Source organism: Parasphingomonas frigoris, from assembly GCF_036663815.1.
Lineage (GTDB): Bacteria > Pseudomonadota > Alphaproteobacteria > Sphingomonadales > Sphingomonadaceae > Sphingomonas.
On sequence record NZ_JAXOJQ010000002.1, the window covers coordinates 172,259 to 185,826 of the forward strand.

At 67.7% G+C, this 13,568-nt stretch carries 11 protein-coding genes; 7 read left to right on the forward strand and 4 right to left on the reverse strand.

Going from position 1 to position 13,568, the window contains the following annotated elements; translation table 11 throughout:
• Window positions 1-47: 47 nt before the first annotated feature.
• A complete protein-coding gene (locus tag U1872_RS06020) occupies window positions 48-1,694 on the reverse strand; it encodes an amino acid ABC transporter ATP-binding/permease protein (RefSeq protein WP_332791985.1) in 1,647 nt (548 codons plus the stop codon).
• The gene (cydD, locus tag U1872_RS06025; RefSeq protein WP_332791986.1) at window positions 1,691-3,349 is read right to left on the reverse strand and encodes a thiol reductant ABC exporter subunit CydD; all 1,659 of its coding nucleotides are present in this window, start codon (window positions 3,347-3,349) and stop codon (window positions 1,691-1,693) included. Before cydD ends, U1872_RS06020 begins: the two co-directional genes overlap by 4 nt.
• 177 nt (window positions 3,350-3,526) lie before the next feature.
• Here cydD and U1872_RS06030 point away from each other — a divergent pair, with 177 nt between their 5' ends.
• The 5 genes from U1872_RS06030 to U1872_RS06050 all read left to right on the forward strand — a co-directional run bounded on the left by U1872_RS06030 (window position 3,527) and on the right by U1872_RS06050 (window position 8,919).
• Complete coding sequence (locus U1872_RS06030) at window positions 3,527-5,098, forward strand: cytochrome ubiquinol oxidase subunit I (protein ID WP_332791987.1); 1,572 nt, start codon at window positions 3,527-3,529, stop codon at window positions 5,096-5,098.
• A gap of 16 nt (window positions 5,099-5,114) precedes the next feature.
• Window positions 5,115-6,257, forward strand: coding sequence for a cytochrome d ubiquinol oxidase subunit II (gene cydB / locus U1872_RS06035; protein ID WP_332791988.1), 1,143 nt, complete (start codon window positions 5,115-5,117; stop codon window positions 6,255-6,257).
• A gap of 23 nt (window positions 6,258-6,280) precedes the next feature.
• Window positions 6,281-6,403 carry a cytochrome bd-I oxidase subunit CydX gene (gene cydX / locus U1872_RS06040; RefSeq protein WP_332791989.1) on the forward strand — a complete coding sequence of 41 codons (123 nt, stop codon included), beginning with the start codon at window positions 6,281-6,283 and terminating at the stop codon, window positions 6,401-6,403.
• Window positions 6,404-6,783: 380 nt separating this feature from the next.
• A complete protein-coding gene (locus U1872_RS06045) occupies window positions 6,784-7,368 on the forward strand; it encodes a Crp/Fnr family transcriptional regulator (RefSeq protein ID WP_332791990.1) in 585 nt (194 codons plus the stop codon).
• A 306-nt stretch (window positions 7,369-7,674) separates the two neighbouring features.
• The gene (locus tag U1872_RS06050; RefSeq protein ID WP_332791991.1) at window positions 7,675-8,919 is read left to right on the forward strand and encodes a hypothetical protein; all 1,245 of its coding nucleotides are present in this window, start codon (window positions 7,675-7,677) and stop codon (window positions 8,917-8,919) included.
• Between the two features lie 290 nt (window positions 8,920-9,209).
• Here the strand turns inward: U1872_RS06050 and U1872_RS06055 are convergent, their stop codons facing one another.
• Complete coding sequence (locus tag U1872_RS06055) at window positions 9,210-9,728, reverse strand: hemerythrin domain-containing protein (RefSeq protein ID WP_332791992.1); 519 nt, start codon at window positions 9,726-9,728, stop codon at window positions 9,210-9,212.
• A gap of 29 nt (window positions 9,729-9,757) precedes the next feature.
• Window positions 9,758-10,417, reverse strand: coding sequence for an OmpW/AlkL family protein (locus U1872_RS06060; protein WP_332791993.1), 660 nt, complete (start codon window positions 10,415-10,417; stop codon window positions 9,758-9,760).
• A 138-nt stretch (window positions 10,418-10,555) separates the two neighbouring features.
• Here U1872_RS06060 and hemN point away from each other — a divergent pair, with 138 nt between their 5' ends.
• Together hemN and U1872_RS06070 are read left to right on the forward strand one after the other, a co-directional pair.
• Window positions 10,556-11,899 (forward strand): oxygen-independent coproporphyrinogen III oxidase, encoded by a 1,344-nt coding sequence (gene hemN, locus U1872_RS06065; RefSeq protein ID WP_332791994.1) that lies wholly within the window; start codon window positions 10,556-10,558, stop codon window positions 11,897-11,899.
• Window positions 11,900-12,013: 114 nt separating this feature from the next.
• Window positions 12,014-13,537, forward strand: a complete 1,524-nt coding sequence (locus U1872_RS06070) for a PAS domain S-box protein (RefSeq protein WP_332791995.1) — start codon at window positions 12,014-12,016, stop codon at window positions 13,535-13,537.
• Window positions 13,538-13,568: the final 31 nt, after the last annotated feature.

The window sequence follows — 13,568 nt, forward strand, 5'->3', positions numbered from 1 at the left end:
AGATATACTAGGATGCGCCGCGGCCGCTCGCCGACGCGCGCGCACGCTCACGCCGGCACCAGCTGCGGTTCGCCCCGATCCGTCGGGCACGCGCTGTCGCAAGGCGCAGCGATCGCGAGACGCTGATCGCACAACCGTGTCAGCGCCGGTCGGTGACTGACGAGCAGCAGCCCCTGTCCGCTCGCCGCGAGCCGGGCGGCGAGCCGCGTGACGATGCGGTCCTCGGTCGCGGCATCGAGACCCTCGCTCGGCTCGTCGAGCACCAGCCACGGCGCCGCGCCGAGATACGCCCGCGCCAGCGCGAGACGGCGCCGCTCACCCCCCGACAGCCGTTCGCCATTCTCGCCGATCCAGCTGTCGAGCCCCCCCGGCAGTGCCGCGACGCGCGCGTCGAGCGCGGCATCGGACAAGGCGTGCCACAGGGTCGCATCGTCGGCCTGCGGGCAGGCAAGCAGCAGATTGTCGCGCACCGTCCCCGACAGCAGGGCCGCGTCCTGCGGTGCCCAGGCGAACAGCGTCCGTCGCGCGGCAGGCGGAATGTCGGCGAGATCGACGCCGTCGATCGCCACGCGGTCGCGCTCGGCGGTCCGCAAGCCGAGCAGCATTTCGACCAGCGCCGTCTTCCCCGTCCCCGAATCCCCGGCGATCAGCATCCGGGCGCCCGGTAGCGCGACCGCGCCGCCGCGGAAGGCCAGCGCCGGTCGTGCCGCACCGCCCCACCCCGCCGCCGCCGCCGCCGCGGGCGCCGCCCCGAGCAACTCGCCGAGCCGCGCTTCGGCCTCGCGCACCGCGCCGCGCTGCGCGAGGCGGCGGACCAGCGGCGCGGCGCCGTCGATCGTCATCGCCGCCGCCAACGCCGCCAGCGCGGCGATCGCCGGGCCGTGCGCCTGCGCCGACACCACCGCCGCCCCGGCCGCGAGCGCGATGGCGCCCGCCTGCGCCAGTTCGAACCAGCCGAGCACCCCGGCCTGCGCCGCCACCGCATTCGCCAGGGCCGCGCTGCTCCGGGCGACACGCTGCTCGGCCCAGGCCTCCAGACCGTAACAGCGCAGCTCCGCCGCCGCGCCGGTGAGGCTGGCGACGTCCTGCTTCAACACCCCCGTCGTGCGCTGCACCGCGCGGCCCGGCGCCTCGAGCGCGGTCGCCAGCCGGTCGGCGACGAACAGCAATCCCGCCAGGCACCCCAACGTCGTCAGCATCGCTGCCCAGCCGCCGAGCGCGATCAGGCCGATGCCCGAGAGCGCCGCCGCGACCGCGCCCCACGGCGCCGACGCCATCGCGAAGCGCGTCTCGATCACGCCGACATCCTGGACGATCCGCGCCGTCGCCTCCCCGGTCGAGAACGACAGCGCGCGCGCGACCGGCGCCGCGGCGATCGCGCGGAACACAGCGGGTCGGATGCGGGCGAGCGCGCCGAACGCCGCCTCATGGCTCGCCAGTCGCTCGCCATAGCGCGCGCCAGTGCGCACGATCGCGAGCGCACGGATCCCGGCGCTCGGCAGCATGTAGTTGAAACCCTGCGCGACGATCGGCCCGGCAATGCCGGCGATCGCCGCGGCGGTGATGAACCAGCCCGAGAGGCCGAGCAGCAACACCGATGCGCCGGCGACCAGTGCCGCATAGGCCCCGCCGCGCCACAGCAAGGCGCGCTGGCGCCGGCGTTGTTCGGCGAGCAAGTGCGCGAGCTGGGTCATCCGTCCATCTCCAGCGAAACGACACGATCGGCGATCGCCGCGAGGCGGGGGCTGTGCGTCGCGATCAGCACGGTGCGCCCGCGACACGCGGTGCGGATCGCCTCGACCAGCGCGACCTCGGACGCGGCGTCGAGATGTGCGGTCGGCTCGTCGAGGAGCAGCACCGACGCCGGCTTGAGCAAGGCGCGGGCGAGCGCGATGCGGCGGATCTCACCCCCCGAAAGCCCGCCACCGCGCGCATCGATCATCGCGTCGAGCCCGCCGGGGCGGTTCGCGAGCGCGCGGTCGAGCCCGGCCTGTGCGACCGCGATGACGATCGCCAGCGGGCTCGCCCCCGGCCAGGCGAGCACGATATTCTCGCGGATCGTACCGGCGACGATCAGCGGCGCCTGCCCGACCCACGCCGCGATCGGCGCGAGCGTGGCGTTCGTATCGAGCGCGACGCCGTCGATCAGGATCCGCCCGCCCGACAGCGGCACGAGCCCCAGCGCCGCATGCAGCAGACTGCTCTTGCCGCTCCCCGACGCGCCGACCAGCGCGACGATGCTCCCGGGTGCGACCGCGAGCGAGAAATGCTCCACCGCCGCCGTGCCGTCATAAGCGATCCGCACGTCTTCGAAACGGATGTCCGGCGCGGCCGTGGGAACACTGACACCGCCGCGCGCCACCGGCGCGGCGAACGACGCTTCGGGAAAGCGCTCGGCCGCGCTGAACGCCGCCTGCTTGTCGTGATAGGCCGCCGCCAGTCGTCGCATCGGCAGATAGAATTCGGGCGCGAGCGCGAGGATGAAAAAGGCGCGCGCGAGATCGAGCTTTTCGGGCACCGGGAAGGGCAACAGCCCGAGCAGATTGAAACCGGCATAGACGGCGACCAATGCGACCGACAGCGCGGCGAAGAATTCGAGCGCTCCCGTCGACACGAACGCGATCCGCAGCACGCGCATCGTCCGCGTCGCGACGTCCTGTGACGCACGACCGAGTCGCTCGGTCTCGCGCGTCTCGCCACCGAAGGCGAGCAGGATCGGCAACGCGCGGATCCGATCGGCGAACAGCCCCGACAGCCGCGAAAGCGCGACGAACTGCCGGCGCGATTCGTCCGCCGCCGCGCCGCCCGCCAGGATCATCGCGGCGATGAACGGCACCAGCGTCGCGACCAGGATAGCCGCCGCGATCGGGCTCGCCAGCGCGGTCGCCGCCAGCACGAGCAGCGGCGCGATCGCCGCGGCATGGCGCGCCGGAAGGAAGCGCGCGACATAGCCGTCGATCGCCTCGACCTCGTCGACCGCGGTGGCGATCAGCGTTCCGCTGGTCGCCTGCCCGCCGACGCCGCGCCGCAGCAGATCGGCGACGAGTGCGCGTCGCAACGCGAGCTTGGTGAACCGCGCGCCCGCCGCGCCGACGCGCGCGGCGAGCATCGCGAACACCCCGCGTGCGATCCCGGCACCGACCAGCAGCGCGACCCACGGCAGCGTTGCGGGCAACCCCGCGGGCACGTGCACCACCGCGCCCGCGAGTCCGGCGGCAAAGCCGATCCCCGCCAGCGTATCGGCGAGCAGCAAGAGGGTCGAGCGACCGACCAAGGCTTGCGAGGGCACGATGCGCTTGAGGCGCTGGGCAGCCAGGCGCGGGGTCGGCGCGGCGGAAAGCGTGGTCATCGCCCCCGCCTACGCAGCATCGGCCCGCCGACGAATACGCAAAGTCCCGTAGACTCGTTGCACTGGCGTAAGTGTCTACGGGAAAACCCTAATATCTGCGGAGCGGCGAAGTGGGTTCAAGCCACCATCCGCTGCACTGCGGCACCATGCCGCGCTGCGGCCTCGATGGAGATATTCATGGACCCCGGCGTCGTCGATCTGTCGCGGCTGCAATTCGCACTCACCGCGCTCTACCATTTCCTGTTCGTGCCGCTGACGCTCGGGCTGAGTTTCATGCTCGTCATCATGGAATCGGTCTACGTCATGACCGGCAGGCCGATCTGGCGTGTGATCACGCGCTTCTGGGGTCGGCTGTTCGCGATCAACTTCGTGCTCGGCGTCGCCACCGGGCTGACGATGGAATTCCAGTTCGGCACCAACTGGTCGTATTTCTCGCATTATGTCGGCGACATTTTCGGCGCGCCGCTGGCGATCGAGGGGTTGATGGCCTTCTTCCTCGAGGCGACCTTCGTCGGGCTGATGTTCTTCGGCTGGAACCGGATGTCGAAGCTCGCGCATCTCGGCGTCACCTTCATGGTCGCGCTCGGCACCAACCTGTCGGCGCTGTGGATCCTCATCGCCAACGGCTGGATGCAGAACCCGACCGGCGCGACCTTCAACCCCGAGACGATGCGGATGGAGGTCAGCGATTTCGGCGCGGTGCTGTTCAACCCGATCGCGCAGGCCAAGTTCGTCCACACCGTCAGCGCGGGCTATGTCTGCGCTTCGGTGTTCGTGCTCGGCATCTCGGCGCTGTACCTGCTGCGCGGCAAATATGTCGGCGTCGCCAAGCGCTCGATGACGGTCGCCGCGGCGTTCGGGCTTGCCTCCTCGCTCTCGGTCGTCGTGCTCGGCGACGAGAGCGGTTATGCGCTCACCGACAACCAGAAGATGAAGCTCGCCGCGATCGAGGCCGCGTGGCACACCGCCCCCGCCCCCGCCGGCATCACGCTTATCGGCCTGCCCGATGTCGCCGCGCGCACCACGCATTATGCGGTCGAGGTGCCGTGGGTGCTCGGGCTGATCGCGACGCGCAGCATCGACAAGGAAGTCACCGGCATGTCCGAGCTGGTGCTCAAGGCGCAGGAGCGGATCACCTCGGGCGTGATCGCCTATGACGCGGTGCAGAAGCTCAAGACCGATCCGACCAACCTCGGCGAGCGCGCCCGCTTCGAGGCGCACAAGCGCGACCTGGGCTATGCGTTGCTGCTGAAGGCGCATGTCGCCGATCCGCGTGCGGCAAGCCCGCAACTGATCGCGGCGACCGCGTGGGATGTCGTCCCCAACGTGCCGCTGATGTTCTGGAGCTTCCGGATCATGGCGTTCGTCGGCTTCTACATGATCGCGCTGTTCGCCACCGCCTTCGTGCTGGCGAGCCTGCGTCGCCACGACAGCACGCGCTGGTTCCTCAAGCTCGCGCTCTATTCGATCCCGCTGCCGTGGGTCGCGATCGAGCTTGGCTGGATGCTCGCCGAGATCGGCCGCCAGCCGTGGGCGATCGAGGGCGTGCTGCCGACCTTCCTCGCCACCTCGACGCTGAGCGTGGCGGCGCTGTGGACGACGATCGTCGGCTTCACTTTGCTCTACGGCGCGCTCGCGGTGATCGAGGTGCGGCTGATGATCGCCTCGATCCGCAAGGGGCCGTTCGAGCATGCCGAAGACCCGCAGCCAGCGCCCGGCGTGATCCCCGCCCTGCCCATCGCCGCCTGATACGAAAGGACGGACCATGTTCGACTATGAAGTTCTACGCCTTATCTGGTGGACGCTGATGGGTGTGCTGCTGATCGGCTTCGCGGTCACCGACGGCTTCGATCTCGGCGTCGCCACGCTGCTCCCGTTCGTCGCGCGCAGCGATGCCGAGCGGCGGATGGTGATCAATTCGGTCGGCCCGACCTGGGAGGGCAACCAGGTGTGGTTCATCACCGGCGGCGGGGCGATCTTCGCGGCGTGGCCGTTCGTCTATGCGGTCAGCTTCTCGGGCTTCTATCTGGCGATGTTCCTGCTGCTCGCGGCGCTGATCCTGCGCCCGGTCGGCTTCAAATATCGCTCGAAGCATCCCGGCGCCGCCTGGCGCAGCCGGTGGGACTGGGCGCTGTTCGTCGGTGGTTTCGTGCCGGCTCTGGTGTTCGGCGTCGCGGTCGGCAACGTCCTGCTCGGCGCGCCCTTCCGGCTCGATAGCGACCTGCGCTCCTTCTACGAAGGCGGTCTGCTCGGCCTGTTCACGCCGTTCGCTCTGCTCTGCGGCCTGCTGTCGGTGGCGATGCTGGTGCTCCACGGCGCGACCTGGCTGACCTTCAAGGTCGAGCGCGCCAGCCTGGTTCATCTGCGCGCCCGCCGCTTCGCCACGCTCGCCGCGATCGCCACCGTCGTGTTGTTCACGCTTGGCGGCGCGTATGTCGCGTTCGGCGATCTCGGCTATCACATGGTCTCGGCCGCCGATCCGCTCGGCCAGTCCAACCCGCTGCGCACCACCACGCAGCAGGTCGCCGGGGCCTGGCTCGACAATTACCGGCTCTACCCGTGGATGGTGCTCGCGCCCGCACTCGGCTTCATCGGCACGATCGGCGCGTTCATCGCGGTGACGACGGGGTGGGAGAAGGCGTCGTTCGGCGGCTCCGCGCTCGCGATCACCGGGATCATCTCGACGGTCGGGCTGGCGATGTTCCCCTACATCCTGCCCTCGAGCATCGACGCGCATTCGAGCCTGACGGTGTGGAACGCCTCGTCGACGCCGACCACGCTCGGCATCATGCTGTTCGTCACGGTCGTCTTCCTGCCGATCGTGCTCGCCTACACGAGCTGGGCGTTCAAGGTGATGTGGGGCCGCGTCACCACCGCCGAAGTCGCTACCAACCCCGACTTCTACTGATCCCCCGAACAAGGAGAGCGACGATGTGGTATTTCACCTGGGTGCTGGGCCTCGGCCTCGCGGTCGGCTTCGGCATCCTCAACGGGATGTGGCACGAATTTCACCTGCCCGCCGAGGATGACGGCGACCTTCCGGACATTCCATGAGGGACGCGCCGACACAAAAAGACCGCTGCGGAAGGGGGAGTTCCGCAGCGGTCAGGGGGAGGTGGAAAACGGCGGCGTCAGCCGTCGTGTCGTCGGCCGCGCACCGCGTCCTCGACGGCGATGGCAGCGGTCACCGCCAGGAACAGCGCCATGCTGCCGACCACGAGATACAGGAAATAGGAACCGTCCATCGGGCATCTCCTCTGCGAGTGACCGCGACGATGCACCCGGCGTGGGCGGTCGGCTTTGACCGGCGTCAAATCGGTGCGCGCGCATGACCGCGGTCTGCGCCGAGTGCAGCGTGCGGCAGCCTCGACGACGTCGCGCTGCGCGCGCTCAACCGGATCGGCCGGCGCCACACGCTCGCGCGTGGCGAAACGATGCTGTGGGCGGGCGCCGACAGCCGGATCTGCGCCAACCTCCTGTCGGGCGTGCTCAAAGTGAGCGCCTCGACCAGCGACGGCCGCGAACAGATCGTCGGGCTGCATTTCCCGAGCGAGTTCGTCGGCCGCCCGTATGCCGACACCGCGCACTTCACCGTCTCCGCGCTGACCGAGTCCGAGCTGTGCATCTTCCCGCGCGCGCGCTTCGAGCAGGTCCTGGCGAGCAATGTCGAGCTCGAGCGGCAGCTGCTGCAACGCACCTTCGCCGCGCTCGACGCGACGCGCGCGCGGATGCTGATCCTGTCGCGCAACACCGCGAGCGAGAAGGTCGCGGGGTTCATCCTCGCCATGGCCGACCGCGCGCGCGGCATCAGCGACAGCCGTGCGACGCCCGACGGCCCCGCGACCTTCGACCTCCCGCTGACGCGCGGCCAGATCGCCGACGTGCTCGGCCTGACGATCGAGACGGTGAGCCGCCAGCTGACCAAGCTCAAGACCGCCGGCGTCCTCGCGCTGCCCGGCGCGCGCGGCGTGACGATCCGCGACCCCGCGGCGTTGCGGGTGCAGGCGGGAATGGGCTGATCAGGCGGATCGGCGGCGGTTTACCGACGCGGGCGCTCGTCTTGTTCTGGTGGAATGCGGACAATGGGTGCTGTGCCTGCGCTTGACAGACACCGGTTGGAACGGCGTTTCGCAACCAAATCGAACATACACGAACCGACGCTGCGATCAGCAGTAGAGGTCAAAAATCAGAGATCAGAGGGTCACGAGCAGAGAGCTTGTGAAATGTGAATCATTAACCATTGTTGACAAGAGAAATTCGTCATGATTTCCTGAGCCGTTACGGCATGCGAGGGCGGTTTGAGCATGAGAAAGATTATATCGGCAGTGATCATCGCTACTATGTCCGCAACCTCGGCATCGGCTGAAACGCAGGGCGACCGAAAGGTTACGAAGGCTTTCCAACTTGCCGAATCGTACGACTGGAACAAAGCGGAAAAAATATTCGACGAGGTTATCGCTAACAGCAAGCAAACCAGTGCGGTCGCCGCAGCAAAAATCGGTAAGTCCTATCAGTTGATGATGATCGGTAATGACTCGTCTGCGCGAAGATTATCGTATGAAGGTTATTCATTCGATAAATCCTCGCCCTACGCGGCGCTAGGCGCATTTGTTTATGCAAATTCGACATTTCACATCAATAATAGTATAGTGGAAATGTGCACTTTCTTGAACACAAGACCCTATCAGTCAAATCCGGCATTTAGTCCCAAATGGGCTAAGAAGATTGAAGGTATAATGTCGTCCGCGAATTGTAGTGCAGGTCAGGCAACGATAGAAGCGAACGATCGGAAGCTGGCCGCTGTTGTAGCAAGCTCCGAGTACAAGGCACAAGTCGCGGCGAATGACGCCGCAGACGCTGTCGAGCTTGCGGAAACTAAAAGAAGGGATGAAGCTCAGCAAGCGGAGGCCTCGGCTCAACGGCAGCAGATGCTGATGGGTATCATTTCACGAAACAACGACCTGCTTGCTGAGCAGCGGGAATCGCAGCGAGTGGCCGAGCAACGACGCTATGTCCCGCAAAGTGTGGCCCCGGTCGCAACCACGATGCCCAGCAGCACTGCGCGGCTCGGAGCATTGCCTTCTGATATGGGAACGCCTGCGCAGCGGAGCCGGTGGAGCAGCGAGTGTCAGAACCAGCCGAACGATGGATCGATTGCGGCGAAGTCCTGCGTCCGATTGGCACAATCGTTCGGCACTACGCCATCCTCCTCCGCCGTGGGGAATGCGCCGGGGGCAACGTATCAAGCCTCCCCACAGGGTGGCATGGCGGTTGGACAGGAATCAGTCCGCGCGACCATGGTGCAATGCGTTAAGATGGCACCTTTGGAAAAGGCGCTCGGTTTGTGGGAGGTGCAAAATAATTGCGGCTACCGTGTCATCGGCAGTTTTTGCTACGATGTTAGCTCTGCTTTTGCATGTAGTAGGCACCAGCATGGAGGTTTCGGACCCATTAGCCCGGGCGGCAGAGAAGGTGTTAGTCCACCTGCTACATCAGTGGCACGCAACAACTATCACCTGAAATCATGCAAGTACGAGGAATGGAACTCTGGAGTATGTAAGTTCGATTAGTCGGAGTGCTCTAAGGTATACGTCGAGATGATGCATGCGATGATCGTGAAGCTGACCCGCTTTCCATTCAGCTGCGAGAAGGCAAGGAGGCTCTTCAATTCCTAGGAGCGGGGCAATCGGTTGGTGCGTCTGTGGGGCGCGTCGAATGTCTGATTGTGGTCGATTGCTGCCAGTCCGCTTTCTCGGCGATCGCGCTGGACCGCTCGCGGATGGCGAACGCTGTAGACACTCGTCTCGACGACTGATCGCCTTGGCTCAATCGAGGAAAGCCGGGGCACGCGCCCCCACCCTCACCCCGCCGCGATCCGCTCGGTCAGCATTCTTCGCGCGCCCGGCGTCAGCCGCGCTTCGCCGAGCGCGACGATCGCGAGTTCCTCATTCGCCATCGCCTGGCGGCAGCCCTCGAAAAAGCCGCGCAGCATGTAGCCGAACGCCTCGGCGCAGAGCAGCGGCTCGACCGGGTCGGGCTGCAACGCGGCGATGACGTCCTCGGCCTGGAGCAGGCAGGTCGTATGCCGTCGCCCGATCTGGTCGAGCAGCGCGTGACACAAAGGCGACGACGGCCCGGCCGTGAACAGTGCCGCGAACAGCCGCTCCTCGCGCACGACATGCTGGCCGAGCCGTCCGCGCAAGTCCTCGCACAGCGCCTCGGCCTCTCGCGGGCCGGGGCGCTGCGGCAGGCGATCGGCAAGCTCTTCGAGCCGATCGGACAGCCGGTCGAGCGCGGCGTGATCCGCCACCAGTCGGACGAGATCGATCTCGGCGATCATGTGCCAGCCGGTGCCCGACGGGGCGGGCGGACGGGTCATCGCGCGCGCTTCCCGCAGGGCATGGCGGATCAGAGCCGGATGCCGAGGCCGACGCCGAACACCAGCGGATCGATGCTGGTGTCGACGCGGTTGACCAGCGCCCCCGTCGTCAGCCGCGCCTTGGTGTCGATATCGATATATTTGACGTCGAGATTGGCGAACACCTTCTTGGTGATGTCGAAGTCGAGCCCTGCCTGCAGCGCATAGCCGAGGCTGTTCTTGAGGTGGACGTCGGTTGCGCCGATCGCGGTGTTGAGCGCGCCGCTCGCCTTGGTCGAATAGAAGATCGTGTAGTTGACGCCCGCGCCGACATAAGGCCGGATCTTGGCGTGCGGCAGGAAGTGGTATTGCAGCGTCAGCGTCGGCGGCAGCACCCAGGTGCTCGCGACATGGTCGAGCGCCGACAGCGTGCCGCGGCCCTGCATCGTGTGCTTGGTTGTCGCAAGGATCAGCTCGGTGCCGATGTGATCCGAGATCATGTAGGTGAAATCGAGTTCCGGCGCGTAGCTGTCGGTCACGCCGATCCGCGCGCCGGGGAAGCTCGGCTGGACCCCGCCCGAGCTTTCGTTGGGCGAGACCATGATCGCGCGGACGCGGACGAGCACGTCGCCTTTCTCCTGCGCGAAGGCGGGAGCGGCGCTGCACACAGCGGCAAGGCCCAGCAACGGGGCGACGAGGGAAAGGCGCATGGGGCTTGGCTCCTGTTGAACGATGGAGCCGCGCTAAGCTGTTGACGCCGGCCCGACTTTGATCCCGCGCAAAGCCGGTCGCGGCGGGGTTTGACCTGCGTCAAAGGCAGGCGCGGCAGGCTCTGCCACGACGCCGCCATGCACCCTTACCTTCCCGATCTCGCGACCCAGCCGGTCCCGCGCTACACCAGCTATCCGACCGCCGCCGAGTTCCACGACGGCATCGGCGCGGCCGACCAGCGCGGCGCGATCGCGGCGGTCGCACCGGGCACGCCGGTCTCGCTCTACGTCCACATCCCCTATTGCCACGAAATCTGCTGGTATTGCGGGTGCAACACCGGCGCGATCGGGCGCGCCGACCGGCTCGGCGCCTATGTCGCCGCGCTCGAGCAGGAGATCGACGCGGTCGCGGGCACACTGCGAGGCCAGGTGACCGCGCTGCATTTCGGCGGCGGCAGTCCCAACGCGCTGCCCGCCGAGGCCTTCGCCCAGCTGGTCGTGCGGTTGCGCGAGCGGTTCGACTGCGCCGACGACATGGCGATCGCCGCCGAGCTCGATCCGCGCACGCTCGATGCGGCCTATGCCGACACGCTCGCCCGCGCCGGCGTGACGCGCGTCAGCCTCGGCGTGCAGACCTTCGCGCCCGACGTGCAGGCGCGCATCAACCGCGTCCAGCCGCTGGCCATGGTCGAGCGCGTCGTCGGCGAATTGCGCGCGGCGGGGATCGCGCAGATCAATTTCGACCTGCTCTACGGCCTGCCCGGCCAAGGCGCGGCCGACATTGCGGACACGATCGCCGCGACGCTCGCGCTCGACCCAGACCGCGTCGCTTTGTTCGGCTATGCGCATATGCCGCGCCTGCTTCCCCGCCAGCGGATGATCGAGACCGCGGCGCTCCCCGACGGCGCGGCGCGCTTCGCGCAGCATCTGCTGGGGCACGATTTGCTCGTCGCCGCCGGCTATGCCGCGATCGGTTTCGACCATTTCGCCAAGCCCGGCGACAGCCTCGCACAGGCCGCGCGAGACGGGCGGCTGCGGCGCAATTTCCAGGGCTTTACCGATGAAACGGCGACCGCGCTGGTCGGGCTCGGCGCCTCGGCGATCAGCCAGTATGACGGGCTGCTCGTGCAGAACGAGAAGCATGTCGGCCGCTACCGGCTTCGCGCCGGCAATGGCGGGTTCGCCGCCTCGCGCGGCGTCGCGCGATCATCCGACGACCGGCTGCGCGGCGCGGTGATCGAGCGGCTGCTGTGCGACGGCACGGTCGATCTCGCCGCGCTCGCCGCGCAGCACGGGGCGCGGCTGGACAGCGTTGCTGCGGCGCTGCCCGGACTCGCCGACCATGTCGCGCGAGGGCTCGTCGCGATCGAGTGGATGCGGGTCACGATCCTGCCGGCCGGTCGCGCCTATGCACGGCTGATCGCGGCGCAGTTCGACCGCTATCGCTCGCCCCACGCGATCCGCTTCAGCCGCGCGGTCTGATCGCGGCACACCCCGCAAACATTTTGCCCGCCGCTCGCCGCATCATCGGCTATGGAGGAAAGCCCGGCATCTTCGCCGGACGCCATCCGGGAAGGCCACAGGGGCAGTGTTGCGGTGAAACAGACCGACCTTCCGGCCGACGCCTTCGCCCTGTTCGTCAACGGCACGATCGACCGTGCGCAGTTCCTGCTCGATCTGCAGGGACGCGTGACGAGCTGGAACCGCGGCGCCGAAATCCTCACCGACTGGCGCGCGCACGAGATTATCGGCGAGTCCTTCGTTCGCTTCTACCCGTCCGCCGACGTCGCGCACGGCATGCCCGAGGCAGACCTCGCCGCGGCGCGCGCTGCCGTGACGACGCGCAAGGAGGCGTGGCGAATCCGCCGCGACGGATCCGAATATCTCGCCGACTCGACGCTCGTCGCGCTCTACGACGCCGACGGGCACCTGCATGGCTACGGCCAGAGCGTCTATGACGTGACTTCGCGCCGTGCCGCCGAAGGCGCGCTTGCCGACAGCGAGCAGCATATGCGCTCGATCCTGACGACGATCCCCGATGCGATGATCGTGATCGACGAGCGCGGGCGCATCCTGTCGTTCAGTTCGGCCGCCGAACGCCTGTTCGGCTATACCGAGGCCGAGCTGCTCGGCCGCAACGTCAATGCGCTGATGCCGCGCTCCGACCGCGACCGGCACGACAGCTATCTCGGCCATTATCTCGCGACCGGTGAGCGGCGGATCATCGGCATCGGGCGCGTCGTCGTCGGCGCGCGGCGCGATGGCAGCACCTTTCCGATGGAGCTCTCGGTCGGCGAGGCGACGAGCAAGGGGCGGCGCATCTTCACCGGCTTCATTCGCGACCTGACCGAGCAGCAGCGCAACGAATTGCAACTCAAGGAATTGCAGTCCGAATTGATCCACGTCTCGCGGCTGAGCGCGATGGGGACGATGGCCTCGACGCTGGCGCACGAGCTCAACCAGCCGCTGACCGCGATCGCCAATTACATGGAAGCGAGCCGCGACCTGCTCGACCACCCCGACGCGGACACGCTCGGCCACCTGCGCGAGGCGGTGGCGGAGTCGGCGCGCGAAACGTTGCGTGCAGGCGAGATCGTCCGGCGGCTGCGTGATTTCGTCAAGCGCGGGGAGGTCGAGCGGCGCAGCGTCGATCTGCGCAAGCTGATCGAGGAATCGAGCGCGCTGGCGTTGATCGGCGCGCGTCAGCGCGGCGTGCGCGCCTTCCTGGATTTCGGGACCGGCGCAAGCGTAGTGCTCGTCGACCGCATCCAGATTCAGCAGGTGATCCTCAATCTGGTCCGCAACGCGGTCGAGGCGGTGGAAGGCGCACTGGTGCGCGACGTGACCATCGCCGCCCGCCGCGCCAGCGACGACATGGTCGAAATCACCGTCGCCGACAGCGGCCCAGGCATCGATCCGATGGTGCTGCCGCGGCTGTTCGAGGCGTTCGCGACCACCAAGGAGAGCGGGATGGGGCTCGGCCTGTCGATCTGCCGCACGATCGTCGAGGCCCATGGCGGGCGAATCTGGGCCAACGCGCGTATCGGCGGCGGCAGCGTCTTCCATTTCACCGTCCATGCGGCGCGCGACGCGGCGGGCGATCCTCGGATCATTACGTAGCGACCCGGGGGGCGCGGCGGCTGCAAAAGGC